14 protein-coding genes are annotated in these 19,333 nt (G+C 74.9%); 8 read left to right on the top strand and 6 right to left on the bottom strand.

Features of this window, described 5'->3' with window-relative positions; translation table 11 throughout:
• Position 1: 1 nt before the first annotated feature.
• Together FKM96_RS16970 and valS are read right to left on the bottom strand one after the other, a co-directional pair.
• On the bottom strand, positions 2 to 826 hold the full coding sequence (locus FKM96_RS16970) for a transporter substrate-binding domain-containing protein (protein ID WP_147796225.1): 825 nt from the start codon (positions 824 to 826) through the stop codon (positions 2 to 4).
• A gap of 291 nt (positions 827 to 1,117) precedes the next feature.
• A complete protein-coding gene (valS, locus tag FKM96_RS16975; protein WP_147796226.1) occupies positions 1,118 to 3,826 on the bottom strand; it encodes a valine--tRNA ligase in 2,709 nt (902 codons plus the stop codon).
• Positions 3,827 to 4,006: 180 nt separating this feature from the next.
• On the opposite strand from valS, the gene FKM96_RS16980 reads away from it, so the two are divergent.
• Positions 4,007 to 7,903 carry a Pls/PosA family non-ribosomal peptide synthetase gene (locus FKM96_RS16980; RefSeq protein WP_246855045.1) on the top strand — a complete coding sequence of 1,299 codons (3,897 nt, stop codon included), beginning with the start codon at positions 4,007 to 4,009 and terminating at the stop codon, positions 7,901 to 7,903.
• The gene (locus tag FKM96_RS16985) at positions 7,900 to 9,243 is read left to right on the top strand and encodes a M1 family metallopeptidase (protein WP_147796228.1); all 1,344 of its coding nucleotides are present in this window, start codon (positions 7,900 to 7,902) and stop codon (positions 9,241 to 9,243) included. Before FKM96_RS16980 ends, FKM96_RS16985 begins: the two co-directional genes overlap by 4 nt.
• Positions 9,244 to 9,288: 45 nt before the next feature.
• Here the strand turns inward: FKM96_RS16985 and FKM96_RS16990 are convergent, their stop codons facing one another.
• Together FKM96_RS16990 and FKM96_RS16995 are read right to left on the bottom strand one after the other, a co-directional pair.
• Positions 9,289 to 9,990 (bottom strand): 4'-phosphopantetheinyl transferase superfamily protein, encoded by a 702-nt coding sequence (locus FKM96_RS16990; protein WP_147796229.1) that lies wholly within the window; start codon positions 9,988 to 9,990, stop codon positions 9,289 to 9,291.
• Between the two features lie 349 nt (positions 9,991 to 10,339).
• On the bottom strand, positions 10,340 to 11,812 hold the full coding sequence (locus tag FKM96_RS16995) for an MFS transporter (RefSeq protein ID WP_147796230.1): 1,473 nt from the start codon (positions 11,810 to 11,812) through the stop codon (positions 10,340 to 10,342).
• A gap of 194 nt (positions 11,813 to 12,006) precedes the next feature.
• Between FKM96_RS16995 and FKM96_RS17000 the strand changes: the two genes are divergently transcribed.
• Entirely contained in the window at positions 12,007 to 12,855 is an 849-nt protein-coding gene (locus FKM96_RS17000) for a LysR family transcriptional regulator (RefSeq protein WP_147796231.1), read from the top strand.
• Between the two features lies 1 nt (position 12,856).
• Here the strand turns inward: FKM96_RS17000 and FKM96_RS17005 are convergent, their stop codons facing one another.
• Positions 12,857 to 13,498, bottom strand: coding sequence for a hypothetical protein (locus tag FKM96_RS17005; protein WP_147796232.1), 642 nt, complete (start codon positions 13,496 to 13,498; stop codon positions 12,857 to 12,859).
• A 74-nt stretch (positions 13,499 to 13,572) separates the two neighbouring features.
• Positions 13,573 to 14,517 carry a nucleoside hydrolase gene (locus FKM96_RS17010; protein WP_147796233.1) on the bottom strand — a complete coding sequence of 315 codons (945 nt, stop codon included), beginning with the start codon at positions 14,515 to 14,517 and terminating at the stop codon, positions 13,573 to 13,575.
• A 209-nt stretch (positions 14,518 to 14,726) separates the two neighbouring features.
• Between FKM96_RS17010 and FKM96_RS17015 the strand changes: the two genes are divergently transcribed.
• The 5 genes from FKM96_RS17015 to FKM96_RS17035 all read left to right on the top strand — a co-directional run bounded on the left by FKM96_RS17015 (position 14,727) and on the right by FKM96_RS17035 (position 19,318).
• Complete coding sequence (locus FKM96_RS17015) at positions 14,727 to 15,698, top strand: TIGR03557 family F420-dependent LLM class oxidoreductase (protein WP_147797194.1); 972 nt, start codon at positions 14,727 to 14,729, stop codon at positions 15,696 to 15,698.
• A gap of 2 nt (positions 15,699 to 15,700) precedes the next feature.
• Positions 15,701 to 16,534: a coenzyme F420-0:L-glutamate ligase gene (locus FKM96_RS17020; protein ID WP_371300443.1), complete on the top strand. Its 834-nt coding sequence runs from the start codon at positions 15,701 to 15,703 to the stop codon at positions 16,532 to 16,534.
• Between the two features lie 251 nt (positions 16,535 to 16,785).
• The gene (locus FKM96_RS17025; RefSeq protein ID WP_256375958.1) at positions 16,786 to 17,487 is read left to right on the top strand and encodes a 7-cyano-7-deazaguanine synthase; all 702 of its coding nucleotides are present in this window, start codon (positions 16,786 to 16,788) and stop codon (positions 17,485 to 17,487) included.
• A 56-nt stretch (positions 17,488 to 17,543) separates the two neighbouring features.
• Entirely contained in the window at positions 17,544 to 18,731 is a 1,188-nt protein-coding gene (locus FKM96_RS17030; RefSeq protein ID WP_168217016.1) for an MFS transporter, read from the top strand.
• Positions 18,728 to 19,318 (top strand): GTP cyclohydrolase II, encoded by a 591-nt coding sequence (locus tag FKM96_RS17035; protein ID WP_147796236.1) that lies wholly within the window; start codon positions 18,728 to 18,730, stop codon positions 19,316 to 19,318. Before FKM96_RS17030 ends, FKM96_RS17035 begins: the two co-directional genes overlap by 4 nt.
• Positions 19,319 to 19,333 lie beyond the last annotated feature (15 nt).

The raw sequence follows: 19,333 nt of genomic DNA on the forward strand, positions 1-19,333 counted from the left end.
GTCAGCCGTCCGACGGGCTCGGCGACGCCGACGCGGTCTCCGAGCTCATCGGCGCGGTGCCGATGTACTGGGTGTAGAGCTCGTCGTAGGTGCCGTCCTCGCGGATCCGCTCCAGGGTGGCGTTGATCTGGTCGAGCAGCGCGGTGTTGCCCTGCTTCACGCCCAGGCCGTACTGCTCGCCGGTCGAGAAGTTCGCGCTGACCTCGAAGCCCTCGGAGACGTACGGGCCGAGCACCGCGATGTCGTTGACGACCGCGTCGACCTGGCCGGTCTTGAGCGCCTGGATCTGCAGGCCGAGGTCCTCGAACTGGACGGTCTGCAGGCCGTTGTCGGTGGCCCAGGTCTCGCCGGTCGTGGCCTGCTGGACGCCGACGGTCTTGCCCTCGAGGGTCTCCACCGAGTCGATGTCCGAGCCCTCGGGGACCAGCAGGCCCTGGTCGGCGTCGAAGTACGGGTCGGAGAAGTCGATCTTCTGCTGCCGCTCGGGGGTGATGGTGATGCCCGAGGCGACGACGTCGCAGTTGTCCGTGTTGAGGTCCGCGCCGGACTGGATGCCCTCGAACGGGGTCACCTTGGTGGTGAGCGTGACGCCCAGGTCGGTGGCGACCTCGTTGACGATCGCGATGTCGAGGCCGACGACCTCGCCGTCCTCCTCGTACTCGAACGGCTCGTAGGGCGGGTTCGTGCAGAGGGTGAGGGTGCCGTCGCTGACGAGCTGGACCCCGCCGTCGGACGAGGCGGCGTCGTCGCCGCTGCCGCCGCAGGAGGCGAGCAGCAGCGCCGCCGCGACGGCGGCGGGCAGGGCGGCGAGGGTGCGGGTGCGCATGGGTGACTCCTGGTGGGGGAAGACCGGCCGCAAGACTATACATTCGCGACGATACGTATGCATAACCAGTCCCGGTGGGGACGAGAGTCCCAGACTGCCACGCCGGCGCGCACCCGCACCCCGCGCGGGAACCGGGCGTGAACGCCACCCGATCCTCGCGCCACCCACCGATCCGGCGGGTGGCGGCGCGAGAATCCGGTGGGGACCGGGGCGTCTGCGCGGGCGGCCCCGCAGACGCCGCGAGGGCGCACCCCCGCGCGGGGGTGCGCCCTCGTCGTGCGCGTGGCGCCGTCAGGCCGTGGGCTTCTGCTTCGGCTCGGGCGGGAGCAGCTCGGCGTCCCGGGCCACGACCGTCGCGTCCGGGGCGTCCGGGACCTCGACGACGTCGAGCTCGCCCGTGGCGCGGCCCGCGGCGCGGACGTCGCCGAGCGCCACCTGCACGCCCGGCAGCAGCGTCGCCGGGACCTCGAGGCGGGCCCGCAGGATCTCGGTCCGCATCGAGACCTTGGCCTCGGACTTCAGCTTCCGCAGCGCGGCCAGGGCCGAGCCCGCGGCCGCGACCACGGCGTGGTCGCCGTCGCCCGCGGCGGCCCGCAGCGGGTCCGCGTCCGGCCACGGCGCGCGGTGCACCGAGCCCTCGCGCCACCAGGACCAGACCTCCTCGGTCGCGAACGGCAGCACCGGGGCGAACAGCCGCAGCAGCACGTCGAGCGCGAGGTTCAGCGCGGCGCGCGCCGACGCCGTCTCGGCCGTGACGTCCGCGTCGGCAGCGCCCGCGCCGTACGCGCGGTCCTTGACCAGCTCGAGGTAGTCGTCGCAGAACGTCCAGAAGAACGTCTCGGTGAGCTCGAGCGCGCGGGTGTGGTCGTACGCCTCGAGCGCCGCCGTCGCGCGGTCGACCACGTCCGCCAGGCCGGCGAGCATCGCGCGGTCCAGCGGCACGGTGACCAGGGCGGGGTCGAGCGCCGCGGCACCCTGCTCGGCCGAGCCGAAGCCCAGCACGAACTTCGACGCGTTGAGCACCTTGATCGCCAGGCGGCGGCCGATCTTCATCTGGCCGACCTCGAACGCCGCGTCGGTGCCGAGGCGGGCCGAGGCCGCCCAGTACCGGACCGCGTCCGAGCCGTGCTCCTCGAGCAGGCCCATCGGCGTGACGACGTTGCCCTTGGACTTCGACATCTTCTTGCGGTCGGGGTCCAGGATCCATCCCGAGATCGCCGCGTCCTTCCACGGCAGCGACCCGTGCTCCAGGTGCGAGCGGACGACCGTCGAGAACAGCCAGGTGCGGATGATGTCCTGGCCCTGGGGGCGCAGGTCCATCGGGAACACCCGCTCGAACAGGTCGGGGTCGGTGCGCCAGCCGCCCGCGATCTGCGGGGACAGCGACGACGTCGCCCAGGTGTCCATGATGTCGGGGTCGCCCACGAAGCCGCCCGGGACGCCGCGCTGCTCGGCGGTGTAGCCGGCGGGCACGTCGGACGACGGGTCGACCGGCAGCTGGTCCTCTCCGGGGAGGATCGGGTGGTCGTGGTCGACCTCGCCCTCGGCCGACACCGGGTACCAGACCGGGAACGGCACGCCGAAGAACCGCTGGCGCGAGACGAGCCAGTCGCCGTTCAGGCCGCCGACCCAGTTCTCGTACCGCACGCGCATGAAGTCGGGGTGGAACCCGAGCTCGGTGCCGCGGGCGAGCAGCTGCTCGCGGAGGTCGGCGTCGCGGCCGCCGTTGCGGATGTACCACTGGCGCGAGGTGACGATCTCGAGGGGCTTGTCGCCCTTCTCGAAGAAGTTCGCCTTGCGCTGGGTCGCCTGCGGCTCGCCGTCCAGGTCACCCGACTCGCGCAGGCCGGCCACGACCGCCTCGCGCGCCGAGAACGTCGTCCTGCCGGCCAGCTCGCCGTACAGGGCGCGGCCGGCCTCGTCGGTGATCCAGTCCGGGGTGTCCCGGACCAGGCGGCCGTCGCGGCCGATCACCGAGCGGGTCGGCAGCTGCAGCTCGCGCCACCACTGCACGTCGGTCAGGTCGCCGAAGGTGCAGCACATCGCGATGCCCGCGCCCTTGTCCGGCTCGGCGGCCGGGTGCGCCAGCACCGGGACCTCGACCCCGAACAGCGGGCTGGTCACCGTGGTGCCGAACAGGTGCTGGTAGCGCTCGTCGTCGGGGTGCGCGATGAGCGCGACGACGGCGGGCAGCAGCTCCGGGCGGGTGGTCTCGATGAACACCGGGTCGGCACCGCCGCGGTGGAAGGCCACCTTGTGGAACGCGCCCGGGTAGTCGCGGGCCTCGAGCTCGGCCTGCGCCACGGCGGTCTGGAACGTCACGTCCCACAGGCCCGGCGCCTCGGCCTGGTACGCCTCGCCCCGGGCGAGGTTGCGCAGGAACGCCTGCTGGGCGACGGCGCGGGCCTCGCCGGAGATGGTCTGGTAGGTGCGCGACCAGTCGACGGACAGGCCGAGCCGGCGCCACAGCGCCTCGAACTGCTGCTCGTCCTCGACGGTCAGCCGCTCGCACAGCTCGACGAAGTTGCGCCGGCTGATCGGCACCTGGTCGGCGGCCTTCACGCTCTTGCCCTCGCCGCCGACGTGCGGCGGCTCGAAGCCCTCGTCGTACGGCAGCGACGGGTCGCAGCGCACGCCGAAGTAGTTCTGCACGCGGCGCTCGGTGGGCAGGCCGTTGTCGTCCCAGCCCATCGGGTAGAACACCTCGGCGCCGCGCATGCGGCGGTACCGGGCGACGACGTCGGTGTGGGTGTACGAGAACACGTGGCCCACGTGAAGCGAGCCGGAGACGGTGGGCGGCGGGGTGTCGATGGAGTACACCTGCTCGCGGGTCTTCGACCGGTCGAACGCGTACGTGCCCTGCTCGGTCCACGCGCCGTCCCAGCGGTCCTCGACGCCGTCGAGCGACACCCGGTCCGGTACCTCGCGCACCGCGCGTACGGCCGCGGCGGCGGTCGTCGGGGGTGCGGCGGGCGTGGCGGCGGGGGACAGGTCGGTCATGGGCACACATCTTCCCAGATGTCCGGGGACTTCCCGACGCGGCGGGACGTGACCGGGACGCGAACGCCGGGCGACGCCCCGGTGAACCGTCGTGGGCCGCCGCGACCCGCGCGGCGAGGCTGTGTCACAGTGCCCGTCGGCCGCCCGGGACGTGGTGCGGCCGACGGGCGGGAGGAACACGTGGGCGAACCGGACGGGCTGCTGCGGTCGGGGCTGGCGGCGGCGCCGCGGACCCTGGCGGACGTGCTCGCGGCCACGGTCGCGGCGCACGGTGACGCGCCGGCGATCGACGACGGCACCACGGTGCTGACGTACGCGGAGCTGGACGCGGTCGTGCGGGCGGCTGCGGCGGCGCTGGCGGCCGAGGGGATCGGGCCGGGGTCGCGGGTCGGCGTGCGGGTGCCGTCGGGCACCGCCGAGCTGTACTCGGCGATCCTCGCGGTGCTGGCCGCGGGCGCGGCGTACGTGCCGGTGGACGTCGACGACCCCGACGAGCGTGCGCGGACGGTGTTCGCCGAGGCCGCCGTCGACCGGGTGCTGGCCGAGGGCGACCTGCGCGCGCTGGTGGCGGCGGGGCGGCGGCGCGGCGCGGGTGCGGGCGGGGCCGTGCGCCGTCCCGGGCTCGGCGACGACGCCTGGATCATCTTCACCTCCGGGTCGACCGGCGCCCCGAAGGGCGTGGCCGTCACCCACCGGTCGGCGGCCGCGTTCGTCGACGCGGAGGCGCGGCTGTTCCTGGCGGACGCGCCGCTCGGCCCGGGGGACCGGGTGCTCGCGGGGCTGTCGGTGGCGTTCGACGCGTCCTGCGAGGAGATGTGGCTGGCCTGGGCGCACGGCGCCTGCCTGGTGCCCGCGCCGCGCGCGCTGGTCCGCACCGGCATGGACCTCGGCCCGTGGCTCGTGGCTCAGGGGATCACGGTCATCTCGACGGTGCCCACGCTCGCGGGCCTGTGGCGGCCCGAGGAGCTGGCCGGCGTGCGGCTGCTCATCTTCGGCGGCGAGGCCTGCCCGCCGGAGCTGGCGGCGCGGCTGGTCACCCCGACCCGGGAGGTGTGGAACACCTACGGGCCCACCGAGGCGACGGTCGTGGCCTGCGCCGCGAGGATGACCGGCGAGGGCCCGGTCCGGATCGGGCTGGCGCTGGACGGCTGGGACCTCGCGGTCGTCGGCGAGGACGGCACCCCGGTCGCCGAGGGCGAGACGGGCGAGCTGATCATCGGCGGCGTCGGGCTGGCGCGGTACCTCGACCCCGCCAAGGACGCCGAGAAGTACGCCCCGGCGCCGGGCCTCGGCTGGGACCGGGCGTACCGCAGCGGCGACGTCGTCCGGCTGGACCGTGCCGGGCTGCTGTTCGTCGGGCGCGCGGACGACCAGGTCAAGATCGGCGGCCGGCGGATCGAGCTCGGCGAGGTCGAGGCGGCGCTGGGCGGGCTGCCGGACGTCGCCGGGGCGGCCGTCGCCGTGCGCCGCACGCCGGCGGGGACCGCCGTGCTGGCCGGGTACCTGGTGCCGGCCGAGGGCGCGACGCTCGACCTCGGCGACGCGCGGGCGCGGCTCCGGGAGGTGCTGCCCGCGGCGCTGGTGCCGCTGCTCGGGGTCGTCGACGCGCTCCCCACCCGCGGGTCGGGCAAGGTCGACCGGGACGCGCTGCCGTGGCCGCTGCCGGGGGCCGGGTCCCCGGGCGGGGGCGGGTCGGGCGAAGCCGCCGGGCCCGTGGGCCTGTCGCCGACCGCCGCCTGGGTCGCCGAGCGGTGGACGGCCGCGCTCGGCGCGCCGGTGTCCGGTCCCGACGACGACTTCTTCGCGGCCGGTGGCGGCAGCCTCGTCGCGGCGCAGCTGGTCTCGGCGCTGCGCGAGCGGTTCGGCACCGTGACCGTCGCCGACGTGTACGAGTACCCGCGGCTCGCGGACCTCGCCCGCCGGCTGGACGAGCTGGAGCCGGCGGCACCCGCCACGGAGCGGGTCGTCGTGCCCACCCCCGGGCGCGCGCAGGCGCTGCAGATCCTGCTCGGCGTGCCGATCGCGGCGCTCGTCGGACTGCGCTGGCTCACCTGGCTGCTCGCGGCGGAGCAGCTGCTCGCCGCCACCGGGGCGGTGCCCTGGCTCGAGCCCGTGCCGGCGTCCTGGTGGTGGCTCGCCCTCGGCTGGCTCGTGCTCATCAGCCCGCTCGGCCGGATGGGCTCGACCGTCCTGGTCGCGCGGACGCTGCTCCGGGGGCTCAAGCCCGGGCGGTACCCGCGCGGCGGGTCGGTGCACCTGCGGCTGTGGTTCGCGGAGAGCTGGGCCGCGGCCGCGGGCGCCGAGAACCTGTCCTGCGCGCCGTGGACCGCCGTCTACGCCCGGGCGCTCGGGGCCAAGGTCGGGGTCGACGTGGACCTGCACACCGCGCCGCCCGTCACGGGCCTGCTGACGCTCGGCGACCGGTGCGCCGTCGAGCCCGAGGTCGACCTGCGCGGGCACTGGCTGGACGGCGACGTGCTGCACGTCGGGCGGGTGCGGATCGACAAGCGCGCGACCGTCGGCACCCGGAGCACGATCGCCCCGGGGGTCCGCATCGGGCAGGGCGCGCAGGTCGCGGCCGGCTCGGCGGTGCTCTCCGGGGTCGCGCCGGGCGAGCTGTGGGCGGGGTCGCCGGCCTCGTTCGTCGGGCCGGCCGCGGAGCCGTGGCCCGAGGGCCGGGCGCCGCGCGGGCGCCGGTGGATCGGCGTGTACGGGGGCACGGCCGCGGCGCTCGCGGCTCTGCCGGTCGTCGCCGCGACGGCCGGCCTGCTGGTGGTCGCCGCGGGCGTGCGCGACGCGGGGTCGTGGGGCGGGGCGTGGGACGACGCGCTGCTGGCCGTGCCGTTGGCCGCGCTGGCGTCGTTCGCCGTGCTCGCGCTGGTCACGCTCGCGGGCGTCCGGCTCCTCGGGATCGGCGTCGCGGAGGGCTACCACCCCGTGCGCAGCCGGGTCGGCTGGCAGGTCTGGGCCACCCAGCGGCTGATGGACGACGCGCGCAGCACGCTGTACCCGCTGTACGCGAGCACCCTGACGCCGCTGTGGTTGCGCGCGCTCGGCGCGCGGGTCGGCCGGGACGTCGAGGCGTCGACGGTGCTGATGCTGCCGTCGCTCACCACGGTCGGCGCCGGGTCGTTCCTGGCCGACGACACCCTGATCGGCTCCTACGAGCTCGGGCGCGGGTGGCTGCGCGTCGAGCGGGCGAAGGTCGGCAAGCGGGCGTTCCTCGGCAACTCCGGGATGATCGCGCCGGGTCGGGCGGTCCCCAAGCGCGGGCTCGTCGCGGTGCTGTCGGGTGCGCCCGAGCGGGCCAAGCCGGGCACGTCCTGGCTCGGCTCCCCGCCGGAGCCGCTGCGCCGGACCCCGGGGGACTCGGACACGTCCCGCACGTTCGACCCGCCGGTGCGGCTGCGGGTCGCCCGGGCGCTCGTCGAGGCGTGCCGGCTGCTCGCGGTGGTCGTGGCGTTCGGGATCGGCGTCGCGGTGCTGCTGGTGCTCGGGGAGGTCGCGCACGCGCGCGGCCTCGGCGCGGCGGCGCTGCTGTCGCCGGCGGTCGTCGTGGGCGCCGCGGTCCTCGCGTGCGCCGTGGCCGTCGTCGCCAAGTGGGCGCTGGTCGGCCGGATCCGGGCGGGGGAGCACCCGCTGTGGAGCGGGTTCATCTGGCGCAACGAGCTGGCCGACGCCTTCCTCGAGGTGGTCGCCGTGCCGTGGCTCGGCCCCGCGACGGTCGGCTCGCCGGCGATGAACCTGTGGCTGCGGGCGCTCGGCTCCCGGATCGGCCGCGGGGTCTGGTGCGAGACGTACTGGCTGCCCGAGGCCGACCTCGTGGCCCTCGGCGACGGGGCCACGGTGAACCGCGGGTGCGTGCTCCAGACGCATCTGTTCCATGATCGGGTGATGAGCATCGACACCGTCCGCCTGGACGACGGCGCGAGCGTCGGCCCGCACGGCGTGGTCCTGCCCGCCGCGAGCCTCGGTGCGGGCGCCTCCGTCGGCCCCGCGTCGCTCGTGCTGCGCGGCGAGTCCATCCCGGCGGGCAGCCGCTGGACCGGCAACCCGGTCGCGCCGGTGACCGCGTGACGGGGGGTGCGGGGGCGGTCCCGGCGACGGCCGCGGCGCAGCGCGTCGACCCGTACCTGCCCGACCGCGGCCCCGGCGGCCTCGACGTGGCGCGCTACGAGCTCGACCTGGACTACCGGGTCGCGACCAACCGGCTCGACGCCCGCGCGGTCGTGCACGCCACCGCCGCGACCGACCTGGACCGGCTGTCCCTCGACCTGGTCGGGCTGCAGGTGTCCCGGGTCCTGGTCGACGGGCGGCGCCCCGGGCGGTTCGCCGTGCGGGACGGGCGCCTCGAGGTGCGGCTGGCGCGCCCCCTCGCGGCCGGGGCGCCGGTCACCGTCGAGGTGCACTACGGCGGCAGCCCCGGCCCGCGCCGCGGGCCGTGGGGCGAGGTCGGCTGGGAGGAGCTGACCGACGGCGTCATCGTCGCCGGCCAGCCCGACGGCGCGCCGTCCTGGTTCCCGTGCGACGACCGGCCGTGCGCCAAGGCCGCGTTCCGGATCGCCGTCACCACCGAGGTCGGCTACGAGGTGGTCTGCAACGGCGCGCTCGTCTCCCGCCGCCAGCGGTCGAGCCGGGTCCGCTGGGAGTTCGAGCAGCGTGAGCCCACCGCGCCCTACCTCGCGACCGTGCAGATCGGGCGGTACGAGCGGACCGCGCTCGCAGGAGGGCCCGTCCCGCAGGACGTCGTCGCCCCGCCGCGGCTGCGGGCCGCGCAGGCGCACGACTTCGCCCGGCAGCCCGAGATGATGGCGCTGTTCGTCGACCGGTTCGGGCCGTACCCGTTCGACCGCTACGACGTCGTCGTCACCGACGACCCGCTGGAGATCCCGCTCGAGGCGCACGGCCTGTCCGTGTTCGGCGCCAACCACGTCGACGGCCGCCGCGGGACCGAGCGGCTGGTCGCGCACGAGCTCGCCCACCAGTGGTTCGGCAACAGCCTGACCGCCGCGACCTGGCGGGACATCTGGCTGCACGAGGGGTTCGCCGCGTACGCCGAGTGGCTGTGGGAGGAGGCCTCCGGCGGGCGGTCCGCCGACGCCCAGGCCCGCACCGTCCGGCAGCGGCTCGCCGGCCTGCCGCAGGACCTCGTCATCGGCGACCCCGGCGCCGACCTCATGTTCGACGACCGGCTCTACAAGCGCGGTGCCCTCACGCTGCACGCCCTGCGGACCGACCTCGGCGACGGGGCGTTCTTCGACGTGCTGCGCGCGTGGACGGCGCGGCACCAGCACGCCACGGTGACGACCGCGGCGTTCGCGGCGTGCGTCGCGGACGTGGCAGGGGTGGACCCGGGCGCGCTGCTGGGCGCGTGGGTGGGCGCGGCGCCGCTGCCGGCGCTGCCGCGGAGGCGCTGACGCAGCGTCGCTGACCTGAACGGCGCCCGGTGGCGGTGGTGGGTGTCAGGCCAGGGGGGAGGAGCTGTCGTCGAGCGTCGACGACGCGTCCTGCGGCAGCAGCGCGGCGAGCGCGGCGATGTGGTCGGCGCCGGCGTCGACGTCGGTCAGCCACCAACGGGTGCCGGGGGCGGGGGTCAGCGCGGCTGCCGCCCCCGGGTCCACGACCCGCACCGCCGGCCGGCCGGCCGCGTCGGACACCCGGAGCGCCCGCGGGTCGACCGCCAGGCCCGTGCCCGCGGCCTTGAGCACCGCCTCGGTGCGGGACCAGGTGCGCAGCAGCCCGTGCGACCCGGCGGCGGGCGGCTCGCCGGGCGCGAGGACGACGCGCGCGAGGTCGTCGCCGATCGGGCGCACGGGCTCGACATCCACCCCGACCGGTCCGGCATCGCACAGCGCGACGACGACCAGGTCGCCCCCGCGGCTCAGCGACACGTGCGGCACCGGCCCGCCGTCCGCGCGGTCCGCGACCGGGACCCCGTGCGCCGCCGACCCGCAGCGGGGGCAGCGCCGCCGCACCCGGACGGCGTCCGGCTCCACCCTGCACGCCTCCGCGACGGCGCGGCGCGCGAGCAGCAGCACCGAGGCGACGGCGTCCCGGTCGGCGGGCGCGGCGCGGTCGAGGCGCGCGCGCTCGTCGGGGGTCAGCCGCTGGCGCAGCACCGCCGCGGGGACGACGCCGGCGCGGCGCACGCGGATCAGGGGCACGGCGCCATCCTCCCGCGATCGGGGCCGCGACCGTCCTGGTGGTGCGTACGCGGTGTGCCCGCGGGCGGAGCGGGAGTTCGTTCCGGTGGTGCGTACGCGGTGTACCCGCGGGCGGAGCGCGAGTTCGTTCTGGTCGTGCGTACGCGGTGTACCCGCGGGCGGAGGGCGAGTTCGTTCCGGTGGTGCGTACGCGGTGTACTCGCGGACCGAGAGGGGAGTCGGTACCGGTGGTGCGTATGCGGTGCACCCACGGCCTGAGAGAGGAGTCGGTACCGGCGGCGCGTACGCGGTGTACCCGGGTGCAGAACCGACCCGTGCCCCGCCCGGCGCGGGCCGGACCCGCGAGGCGTCAGGCGGCGACGGCCTCGCGGGCCGGCTCGGCGGCCTCGTCCGCGGGGGAGCGGTGCGTGAAGCGGTGGAACGTCGCCCGGGTGCCGCCCTCGCTGCGCCGCGCCAGGGCCAGGCCGACGACGACCGCGCCGAGCAGCGGCCCGACGCCGCACGCGACCATGCCGGCGCGGGCGCCCAGGTGCTCGCACACCCAGCCGATCAGCGTCCCGGACACCGCCTGCGCGCCGAGCAGCACCAGGACGTAGAGCGCCATGACGCGGCCGCGGACGTGCGGGGCGACCGTCGTCTGCACGAGCGTGTTCGAGCCCGTCAGGTACAGCAGGGTCACGACGCCCATCGCGATCAGCACCGTGATGAACACCGGCCGGGACGGCGCGGCGGCGGCGAGCAGCTGCAGCAGCCCGATCGCGCCGGCGAGCAGCACCAGGTGCGTGATCCGGCTGCCGCGCCGGCGGGTCGACAGCAGCGCCCCGGTGAGCGCGCCGACCGCGAGCATCGACGTGAGCAGCGCGTAGCCGCCGGCCTCGGTCCGGAACACCTGGTCGGTGTAGGCCGCGAGGACGGTCGCCATGTTGACGCCCGTGACCGCGACGAACCCGACGAGCACCACGGACCACAGGATCCGGGGGCTGCGCCGCACGTACGTCAGCCCTTCGCGCAGCTGGCCCTTGGCGCGCGCGACGACGGGCGTCGCGGTGAGCTCGGCGGTCCGCATGACCACCAGCAGGGCGACCGCCGCGTAGCAGGCCACCGCGTTGAGCAGGAACGTCCAGCCCTCGCCGACGGCGCTGATCAGGCCGCCGGCGACCGCCGGGCCCACCAGGCCGCCGAGCTGGAACACCGCGGAGTTCACGCTGATCGCCTGGCGGAGGTGCTGCGGGCCGGCGACCTCGTGCACGAACGCCTGCCGCGCCGGGTTGTCGAACACCGTCGCGAGCCCGCTGACGAACGCGGCGACCAGCACGTGCCAGGCCTGGACGTGCCCGCTGAGCGCGAGCACGCCGATCGCGAGCGTCGAGAGGCCGAAGACCGACTGGGTCACCATGAGGACGCGCCGGCGGGGGAACCGGTCCGCGACGACGCCGCCGACGAGCCCGAGCAGCAGCATCGGCACGAACTGCAGCGTGACCGTGAGGCCGACGAGCGCGGCCGAGCCGGTCAGGCTGAGCACGAGCCAGTCCTGGGCGACGCGGGCGGCCCAGCCGCTCGTGTTCGTCAGGACCTGCGAGAAGACGTAGAGCCGGAAGTTGCGGACGCCGAGCGCGGCGAGCGTCGCGTTCCGGGGCTTCGGCGCGGCGGGCGCCGAGGAGGCGGCGGCAGCGGCGTCGGCGGGGGTGTCGGCCACCGGCCGGGGGCGGCGGTGCAGCGCGAGGCGCGGGCCGTGCAGCGTGCGGCTCAGGCGGCTCGTGGCAGCGGTGGCGGTGCGGCGGGTGCGGGTCGGGGACGGGGCGTGGCGGCGAGCCGAGGGCACAGGTGTTCCTTGCTGAGGCGATGCGGTGAGGTGTCGGTGCGGAACTCAGGTCCGTGACGAGTCGTGTCCCTCTAGGCTACGGCGCGCGCCGCGATTTCTTGAGGTGATGGCGGCAATCACTGTGATCACGTTCTGTAATGATGTGGTGGAGGCGCCGCAGGTCAGCGGCCCGCCGCCCGAGCCGGAGGATCGTCGTGTTTGACCCCGACCAGCTGCGCACTTTCCTCGCCGTTTCCGAGACGTTGAACTTCACGCGCGCCGCGGCCCGGCTGTCCCTGTCGCAGCCCACGGTGAGCCAGCACGTGCGCAAGCTCGAGGACGCCGCCGGGCGCCGCCTGCTGGACCGCGACACCCGCGGTGTCGCCCTCACCGACGACGGCCAGGCGATGGCGACGTTCGCCCGGACGATCCTCGCGGCCCACGACGAGGCGACGCGGTACTTCACGGGCTCCGCGATGCACGGCCGGCTGCGGTTCGGGGCGGCCGACGACCTGGCGCTCGCCCAGCTGCCGCGCGTGCTCCGCGACTTCCGCCGCCTGCACCCGCGGATCAACCTGGAGCTGACCGTCGCGCAGAGCGGCGCCCTGCACCGGCGGCTGCACGCGGGCCAGCTCGACCTGGTCTACATCAAGGAGGCGACCGGCCAGGCCGAGGGCCAGCTGGTGCGCCGGGACCGGCTCGTGTGGGTCGCGGTGCCCGGGACGGCGGTCGACGCCGAGGCGCCGGTGCCGCTCATCACCTACCAGGGCGCGTCGCTCACCCGGCAGGCCGCGGTCCGGGCGCTGACCGAGGCCGGGCGGCCGTGGCGCACGACGTGCAAGGTGATCGAGGTCAACGGCGTGCTCGCCGCGCTCCGGGCCGGGCTCGGCATCGCCGTCCTGCCGCAGAGCCTGCTGCCGGAGGACCTGGTGCAGCTGCCGGCCGCCGCGCTCGGGCTGCCGGACCTCGGGGACGTGGACATCACGCTGGTGGCGAACCCGCAGTCGCCGCGCGAGCCCATCGACGCGCTGACGACGGCGATCCTGGGCCAGGCGCCGCGCTGACCTACGCGGCCCCTGACCACTCGACGGTCTCGAGGACCGGGTGGCGACGCACGCTGTCGACCAGCTCGGCTGACCCCGCGACCCAGGTCCCGTCGAGGTCCCAGTCGGTCCAGACGAACCACGAGCGGTCCGCCGGCCAGACGTTCGACGGCGTGAAGTCGTGATCGCCCCCGTTGGCGCGCACGAGGGTCGGAAGGGCGGCGAGGGGCCCGACCCAGAGATCCGGCACGTCCCACTGCCCGCTGCTCAGGCCGCCCCAGAAGGCGAAGCACTCCGTGTCGGCGGGCGTCACGCCTGCGAGGACCTCCAGCAGCGCGGCGAAGCTCGTCAGGTCGAGCGACCCCTCGTGCGGCCAGCGGATCGTCCTGCTCGGGACGGCGTCGTGGAACCACCGGAAGCACGGCGGCACCGAGCGGTTACCGCTGTCGTTCCCGGGGCGGGCGAGGTAGTCGGCCCACGTCACACGCCGCCATGGCCACCCGCGCCCCCGTCGCTCGTGGATCGCCGACAGGACCCACGTGCTGTCCGGCCAGTGCCCCTCCGGGGCGTAGCCCGTCGAGCCCTCGTGCTCGGGTCGGTCCTGCAGCCACGCCATCGCGGGCCCGGGATCGAGCACGCGGCGCATGCGGTCGGTGCGGCTCATGAACGGAACCTCGCGGATCACCGCAGGTGGCGGAACCGCCGTACGGGTGCAGCCGTGCCCGGAACCGCGCCGAGTCAGCCCGGGTCGCCGATCCGCTCCAGGGCGTCGACGACCAGGTCCCAGAACCGGTCCCGGTCCAGCTCGAGCGCGATCGCCGTCGGGCAGTCGGCCGGTGCGGGGGCGCGCAGGTCGACGACGGTCATCCCGGTGGTCAGCTCGCCCGCGAGCTCCACGTCCACTGGCGCCCGCCGGACCGTCATCACCGACGGGTCGATCACGTAGGCCACCGCGCACGGGTCGTGCACCGGCGGCGCGTCGAACCCCATCGTGTCCCGGTACGACGCGGTGAAGAACGCGAGCAGCTCCTCGACGAACCGGGCGGGCGCGGTGCCGACGTCCGCGATCCGGCGCACGACCTCCGGGGTGGCCAGCGCCTGGTGCGTCAGGTCGAGCCCGACGACCACGACGTCCCACCCGGCGCGCAGCACGACCCGCGCGGCCTCCGGGTCCTCGCGGATGTTGAACTCCGCCACCGGCGACCAGTTCCCGGTCCGGTACGCGCCGCCCATGAGGACCACCTGCCGCACCCGGTCGACGATGCGGGGCTCCCGCAGCACGGCCAGCGCGATGTTGGTGAGCGGCCCGGTCGGGACCAGCGTCACGGTGCCGGGCTCCCGGCTCATCACCGTCTCGACGATCAGGTCGACCGCGTGCCGCGGGTCGAGCGCCTGCGCGGGCTCGGGCAGGACCGGGCCGTCGAGGCCCGACTCGCCGTGGATGCTCGGGGCGTGGTCCCGGACCCGGACGATCGGGCGGTCCGCCCCGGCGGCGACCGGGACGCCCGTCAGGCCGGCCACCCGGGCGACGGCGAGCGCGTTGCGGGTGACCTTGTCGAGGTCCTGGTTGCCCGCGACGGTCGTGACGGCGAGCAGCTCGACCTCCGGGCTGCCGTGCGCCAGCAGGAGGGCCACGGCGTCGTCGTGGCCGGGGTCGCAGTCGAGGATGATCGGGCGGGGCATCGGTGCTCCTCACGTCGGCCGCCGGGGGAGCGTCGCAGCGGGCGGCGGGGCGGGTCAAGACCCGCGCGCGTCGCGCGGCCGGAATGTCCCGGTAACACCCGCTGGTTAGGCTCGACGGTGGGGCGCGCGTCCGCGCGGCCCGGGCACGAGGGAGAGCGTTCGTGGCACAGGGTGTGGTGGCCGAGGGCCTGCAGGTCGGGTACGCGGCGATGCTGGAGCAGTTCCATCCGACCGAGGCGGTCGAGCTGTCCGCCTACGCGGAGTCCCAGGGGTTCCTCGGCACGATGGCGGCCGACCACTACCAGCCGTGGGTGCCGCAGCAGGGGCAGTCGGCGTTCGTGTGGAACGTGCTGGCCGCGCTCGGCGAGCGCACCACCGGCGACATGGGCCCCGGCGTGACCGCGCCGACGTTCCGCTGGCACCCGGCGATGGTCGCGCAGGCGTCGGCGACGCTGGCCGCGATGTACCCGGGGCGGCACTGGCTGGGCCTGGGGTCCGGCGAGGCGCTGAACGAGCACATCACGGCGCAGTACTGGCCCGAGGCGCCCGAGCGCATCAACCGGATGTTCGAGGCCATCGACATCATCAAGAAGCTGTTCACGGCCTCGCTCGCCGGCAAGGACGTCAAGCACGCCGGTCAGTTCTACAAGGTCGAGTCGACCCGGCTGTGGACCATGCCCGAGGTCGCCCCGGAGATCCTGGTCGCCACCGCAGGCCCCGTCACGGCCAAGCGCGCCGGCAAGCACGCCGACGGTCTGATCACCGTCGGCGCCCCGCTGGAGAAGATCAGCGGCCTGTTCGGGAAGTTCGACGAGGGCGTCCGCGAGTCGGGCCGGAACCCCGAGGACCTGCCCAAGGTGCTCCAGCTGCACCTGTCCTGGGCGGACACCGACGAGCAGGCGCTCGAGAACGCCATGGTCGAGTGGCCCAACGGCGGCATGAAGTTCCCCAAGGGAGACATCCGGTCCCCGTTCGACTTCGCGCAGATGGCCAAGCTCGTGCGCCCCGAGGACTTCGAGGGCCGCATGGTCATCTCGGCCGACCCCGACGTGCACCGCGCCGAGATCCAGAAGTACGTCGACCTCGGCTTCGACCGCATCTACCTGCACAACGTGGGCCGCAACCAGCGCGAGTGGATCGACGTGTTCGGCCGCGACGTGCTGCCGAAGCTGGTGCGCTGACCGTGACCGACGCCGAGGCCGGCCCGGTCTCCGCCGCGGCCGACCTGCTCACCGCCTGGGGCGTCCCCGGCATCGGCGAGGTGCGCCCCGGCGACGACCTGGCCGCGCTGCTCGGCGACGCCCTGGCGGCGGACGCGTCGGCCCGGCCGGCGACGGCGCTCGCGGACGGCGACGTGCTGGTCGTGACGAGCAAGGTCGTGTCCAAGGCCGAGGGCCGTGTCGTCCAGGCGGCGGACCGCGAGGCGGCGATCACCGCCGAGACGGTGCGGGTCGTCGCGACCCGCGAGCACCCCGGCGGCGTCACGCGGATCGTCGAGAACCGGCTCGGCCTGGTGATGGCGGCCGCGGGTGTCGACGCGTCGAACGTCGACGAGGGCACGGTCCTGCTGCTGCCCGAGGACCCGGACGCCACCGCCCGGGCGCTGCGCGCGGCGCTGGGGGAGCGGTTCGGGGTGACGCTCGGGGTCGTGATCAGCGACACCGCCGGGCGGCCCTGGCGGCAGGGCCAGACCGACATCGCGATCGGCGCCGCGGGCGTGCGGGTGCTGGACGACCTGCGCGGCTCGACGGACACCCACGGCCGTCCGCTCCAGGTGAGCATGGCGGCCGCCGCCGACGAGATCGCCGCCGCGGCCGAGCTGGTCAAGGGCAAGGCGACCGGACGGCCCGTCGCGGTGGTGCGCGGGCTGGCGCACCTCGTGACCGTCGAGGACGGGCCGGGCGCGCGGGTGCTGGTGCGGACCGGGCCGGACGACATGTTCGCCGAGGGCACGGCGGAGGCGTACGCGCGGGGCTGGAAGGACGCGGCGGGCGCGTCGGGGCCCACCTCGGCCTGACCGAGCTGGTGCCGAGCAGGTCGACATCGAGCACGAAGGGCGCGACTCGTGGGTCGCGCCCTTCGTGCTGCGTCCCACGGACGGGTCGAGGTGGAGCGACCGTTGCTCACCGATGAGTAGCAAATGTCCTCCATGAATGCGCCGCGGCGCTCATTTCGCGTGCATATGCAACGAATGTCCTCCGTGGCAAGAGGGGCTTGATCCGCGCATTCGCTCGTGGATATCTTCCGCGTAGCCCCGCAAGGCTGCGGGTGCAGAATTCGAGGAGAGGATTCACCGTGATCGCGATGCTGCTGTCCGGCGGGCCGGATTCGACCGTGCTCGCGCACCGCCTGGTGTCCCAGGGGGAGCGACCGCTCGCCCTGACCATGAATCTCGGCGATCGAGAGGCGCCGAAGAACATCGAGAGGGCGTCCGTGGTCGCTCACGAGCTCGGTCTGGAAACCGCGGTCATCGACGTTGCCGACGGCGTCCGGCGGTCGTTCGGGAAGCCTTACCCGCAGTTCATGCGGATGGCGGCGCAGATCCACGACGACGTCGAGCCGTTCGGGTCGGGGGTCGCGCTCTCGCTCGCGTCGTCGTTCGCGGCGTCCCGCGGCTGCGACGCCTTGCACTACGGCGTCCACGGGGACGACACGATGTACCGCGACAACGTCCCGGAGTACTTCGCGGCTCTGAGCACCGCGATCTCGATCGAGCTCGGGCGGCCGTTCGCCGTCGAGACCCCGCTCATGGGGATGAGCAAGCCGGAGGTCCTGCGGCTCGGAGCCGAGCTCGGTGTCGACCTCGGCTCGACGTGGAGCTGTGCCTACGCCGGCGACGTCCAGTGCGGGACCTGCCTGCCGTGCACGCTCCGTCAGGAGGCCTTCGTCGCCGCCGAACTCGTCGACGACACCGTGTACGCGGCGCGGCGGCCTTCGTCGGAGTCCGTCGACGAGGTCGTGGGCGCCTAGTGCCGGCTTCGGCGCAGGGCGCCGGCAGCGCGGCGGCGCGGGCAGTGGTGCGGAACGTGCGGTTCCGCACCCTGCTTGCGGGGCAGACCCTCCAGTGGGTCGGATCGTCGGGAACCACGATCGCGCTCGTCTTCGCCCTGCTGGGAACCCAGCACGGCGGCGTGGGCGCCGGGCTCGTGCTCGCCGCGCGCGCGCTGCCGGTGACGGTCCTGGGCCTGCTCGGGGGTGTGGCCGCGGACCGCCTGAGCCGCCGCGACGTGGTCGCTCTCACGGCTGGTGCGTCGGCGCTCTGCCAGGTGGCGGTCACGGTCGTGATCGCGAGCGGCCTGTCCAACCTCGCGGTGGTGCTCGTGGTCGTCCTCGTCCTCGGTGCGGCTGAGGCCGTTGGTGCGTCCTCGATGTACACCTTCCCGGTGGAGATCGTCGAGAAGGCCCAGCTCCAGTCGGCGCAGGCGGTGCTGCGCACCGTCAGGAACGGCGTCTCCGTGATCGGGCCCGGCGTGGCGGGCGTGGTCGTCGTTGCGCACGGGGCGGCTTGGGTCACGGCATTCAACGCGGTGGCCGTCGGCGCCTCGGCGCTCCTGCTGCTGCGCCTTCCGCGGATCGCTCGGACCGAGTCGCCGCGTACCAGCGTGCTCCGGGACCTCCGAACCGGGTGGGCCGAGTTCATCGCGACCCGGTGGCTCGTCGCGAGCGTGGGCGCGTTCTCCGTGGCGCTGTTCAGCTGGGCAGGTGCCTACTCCGTGCTAGGCCCGCTGCACGTCTCGGGGCGGCCGGAGGGGGCCGCGACATGGGGCCTCGTCGCTTCGAGCCTCGCGGCCGGGTACGTGGGTGGTGCGCTCGTCGCGATCCGGTTCCGCCCGCGACGACCGGTCGTGTGGTCCTTGCTCTTCCAGGCCGCCACAGCTGTCCTGCCGCTCGCGATCGTCCTGGACGTGCCGCTCGCCGGGCTTGCGGTGGCCGCAGTCGCAGCGGGCTTCTGCATGGAGCAGGCAGGAGTCGTCTGGGCCGCGTCGATGCAGGAGTTCATCCCGGAGGACGTGCTGGGCCGAGTCTCGTCCTACGACTACGTCGCGTCGTTCGGCCTGGTCCCGCTGGGCTACGCCCTCGCGGCACCGCTCGCCGGGTCGACGAGTCTCCCCGTCGCGGCAGGGGTCCTGGCGCTCGCGATCGCGTTGCCGACGATCCTGGTCGCGGCGACCCCGATCGCGCGGGCCGTCGAGCGCCAGGTGGTGCCGGCATGAACGGGGCACTTCCGGGTACGGGCCCGACCGGCTATCTGACGCACGGGTTGGAGCTGCCCGAGCTCGGGGAGGTGACGGTGTTCGTCCGGGAGGGGCCGGAGCAGAGCTGTGCCTTCGTGCTCGGTGAGCTCGCCGAGGGCTGTCTCGTGCGCGTCCACTCGCGGTGCGTGTACGGCGACGTGTTCGGTGCGGCGGACTGTGACTGCGGATCCCAGCTGGCAGTCAGTCTCGCCCGCATCGCCCACGAAGGGGTGGGAGCGGTGATCTACCTCGATCAGGAGGGCCGCGGCTGTGGGCTCGCCGCCAAGGCGATGGCGCACCGCCTGGCGGAGCAGGAGGGGGTGGATACGTTCACCGCCTTCGCTCGCATGGGGTTGCCGAGCGATCCGCGCGACTACTCGTGGGTCTCCCGGTTCCTGCTCGATCGAGGCCTGACGGCGATCCGGTTGCTCTCGAACAACCCGCGGAAGATCGACGCTCTCAAGGATGCCGGGATCGCTGTCGAGAGGATTCCGCTGGTGATGTCCGCTCATCCTCGGTCCGCCGCGTACCTGGCGGCGAAGCGCGGCGACGGGCACCTGCTCTGAAGCTGTCCGGGGCCG

This window comes from Cellulomonas sp. Y8 (assembly GCF_008033115.1).
GTDB lineage: Bacteria > Actinomycetota > Actinomycetes > Actinomycetales > Cellulomonadaceae > Cellulomonas.

Bases quoted from the DNA above. Each gene is read 5' to 3' on its own strand.
- valS (WP_147796226.1), bottom strand. From the start codon at position 3,826: ATGACCGACCTGTCCCCCGCCGCCACGCCCGCCGCACCCCCGACGACC.
- FKM96_RS17005 (WP_147796232.1), bottom strand. From the start codon at position 13,498: ATGAGCCGCACCGACCGCATGCGCCGCGTGCTCGATCCCGGGCCCGCG.
- FKM96_RS17035 (WP_147796236.1), top strand. From the start codon at position 18,728: ATGAACGGGGCACTTCCGGGTACGGGCCCGACCGGCTATCTGACGCAC.
- FKM96_RS17015 (WP_147797194.1), top strand. From the start codon at position 14,727: ATGCTGGAGCAGTTCCATCCGACCGAGGCGGTCGAGCTGTCCGCCTAC.
- FKM96_RS17010 (WP_147796233.1), bottom strand. From the start codon at position 14,517: ATGCCCCGCCCGATCATCCTCGACTGCGACCCCGGCCACGACGACGCC.
- FKM96_RS16970 (WP_147796225.1), bottom strand. From the start codon at position 826: ATGCGCACCCGCACCCTCGCCGCCCTGCCCGCCGCCGTCGCGGCGGCG.